Annotated in this window: 2 protein-coding genes and 1 pseudogene; 2 read left to right on the plus strand and 1 reads right to left on the minus strand. The window is 34.8% G+C overall.

Annotation, left to right across the window (positions count from 1 at the left end; genetic code table 11):
• Positions 1-1,203 (plus strand): annotated as a pseudogene (locus tag CO726_RS30715) (hypothetical protein); the annotation flags it as partial.
• A gap of 131 nt (positions 1,204-1,334) precedes the next feature.
• Positions 1,335-1,496, plus strand: a complete 162-nt coding sequence (locus CO726_RS32105; protein WP_169513125.1) for a hypothetical protein — start codon at positions 1,335-1,337, stop codon at positions 1,494-1,496.
• A gap of 180 nt (positions 1,497-1,676) precedes the next feature.
• On the opposite strand, the gene CO726_RS30720 is transcribed toward CO726_RS32105, so the two are convergent.
• Positions 1,677-1,868 (minus strand): hypothetical protein, encoded by a 192-nt coding sequence (locus CO726_RS30720; RefSeq protein ID WP_099686804.1) that lies wholly within the window; start codon positions 1,866-1,868, stop codon positions 1,677-1,679.
• Positions 1,869-2,287 lie beyond the last annotated feature (419 nt).

Raw genomic sequence — 2,287 nt, forward strand, 5'->3', positions numbered from 1 at the left:
CCAGAACGTGACCAATATAGAGCAAAGGTAAATAACAATATTAATAAGTCCCAGCAAGAAGTAAATAGTTCTGAATCCGTAAGAGATAGTGCACAGTCTAGTTTAAGTTATTGTCGTCGTAATCCAATTCATGAGATAGACGAGGAAGGCCATGACTACTACATAGATAGAGACTGCTCTTGGGAAGAAGATAGATTAGATGATGCTGCAAGTAGGCTAGATACAGCAAGGCAGAAGTTAGAAAAAGAGAAAAATAAAATTAAAAAGTTAGATGTACTAGAAGCGAAATATGCAAATCCTGAAACAGTAGTCGTGCTAAAGCATAACGGGCAACAAGTATCATCACAAAAGGTAAGATTAACTGAAGGAGAAAAGAAAACCTTGAACCTTGACTGGCAGCATAAAGGGAAAGGAACAATTCAAGCGGAAATTAACCCTGCTGGTAATCGCATAGACATAGAGGAAACTACGTATAAAAATAATCCTATTAAAACCGCTATCTATGAGCCTTCAAAAGAAAAGGCAATGTGTGGTGTAACGAATGTGAAAGGTGTAGTAGAGACAGTAAGTGAACGTGTATCAAAAGAGGACACAGTGGGAGAAATGTTCTATGAAACATTAAATGGAAGTATTGATAACTTATCACCTTCTAAGCTTCATAGTGGCTATGGATTTTCGTATCAAGTAAATGGAACATATAAAAATCAGTGGAATGAAAATTATCCTGGTGTATTTACAGCAGCTACGGCACAATATCCGTTTGCTGATGAAGGGTTAAAATCTAAACAAGATTTAGAACGTACGAAAAATATAGGTTCTATATCAAGTTTTTCTCCAAAAAATATGTATCTATCGGAGAAAACGGGCCATGTCTTTGATAGTAAAAGACCAACTAAGTCTCTATATTGGGATGGACAGGAGAAAATTATTGATGGTGGGCAAAAATGGTATTCGCCAATGAAGACAAAAGATGGTGTATATACCTTTAATGTAGAAACAGCTCCAGCAGGTGTCAATGAAATGAGTCTATGTTTAAGTGAGCAAGTAGAGATTAAAGGTGTTGCCTATGATGACTTCATAAAAAGAAGGGTATTTCCTGATGATCCATTCCCTGGAGGAAGTGGAGTAGGATGGAACTGGGTAGGGAAAGAAGAACTACTTCATAAACTGACTGATTGGTATTACATGAAAAATGGGAAATAAAAATAAAATATAGTATAATTAGATGAATCGACATAATAATATTTCCATCTTAAACTAGTAGCTGAATGGATAAACCAAAGGCACATCCCAAAAATGGGGTGTGCCTTTTTTTCGTAGAAAGGGGAATTAGAGTGGATAAAAAGAAAAAACAACGTGTGAGACGTGTGATTATTATGGGGATTGTTGCAATAATTATATCGTTATACATTGGAAACGAATTTCAGGATCGAAATGGGAAAAGTTATGCTCCTGCAAAGTATTTTGAAACAGGAACAAAATTGATTTCGTTTTAATAATAATTTCTTTTTTATCAACTATCGTGGATAAATCTGCATGACATGTACAATAGTTGATGTTATAATAGGTGTAGAAGTATTATAACAATAGTTTTTGCATAAACTAAAGAAGACGAGATGCTCCAACATCTCGCCTTATGTAACTGCTACCGCAAGGTGGATGGTTGCTAAAAAAGTTTATTTTTTCTTAGAACCGCCCTTCAGACGCTTGCTGGCATTGAGGGTGGTTCTTTTCGTTTTGCGTCGCTTTTTTTGTATTTGCTTCCAAGACGTTGATAGGGATTTCCCTACTCGTTTTGCAACAAATACAGCGACTTCTCTAGCAATAACTTTTATAATTTCAATTGCTATCGTGAAAAGAATGTCCATCAGGTCACCTCCTTTCTCCATAAAATGAAAGAGAAAGGATAGCAACCAACCACCCTGAAATATTCAGTTACGTTATATTAATTATACCATATTTACGGGTGGGTTAATAGCTTAAAAACCTTGATATGACAATGTTTTTAAGGGTTTTTGAGTTTTGGAATCAGAGATTTGAAATGGTAAAAATAATATTTTTTTTAGAAATGATTGACATATAACTCTATATATCATAATATTGAAATTGTAATATTAAAGAAACTAAATCCAACATTTTCATATAGACTTTAGATTAGCTAAAAGGACACACCTAAGGCGCATTATGCCATAGGTGTGTCCTTTTTTTGCGTTTAAAGGCTACATAAGGAGGAATACAAACATTGAAGCCATCTAAGTTTCAAAAGAAGCAGATTGTTGCGGTAGGT

The sequence above is a fragment of the Bacillus fungorum genome (assembly GCF_002746455.1).
Classification (GTDB): Bacteria; Bacillota; Bacilli; order Bacillales; family Bacillaceae_G; genus Bacillus_A; species Bacillus_A fungorum.

Excerpts from the sequence above, each read along its gene's own strand:
- CO726_RS30720 (WP_099686804.1), bottom strand. The coding sequence starts at position 1,868 with ATGGACATTCTTTTCACGATAGCAATTGAAATTATAAAAGTTATTGCT.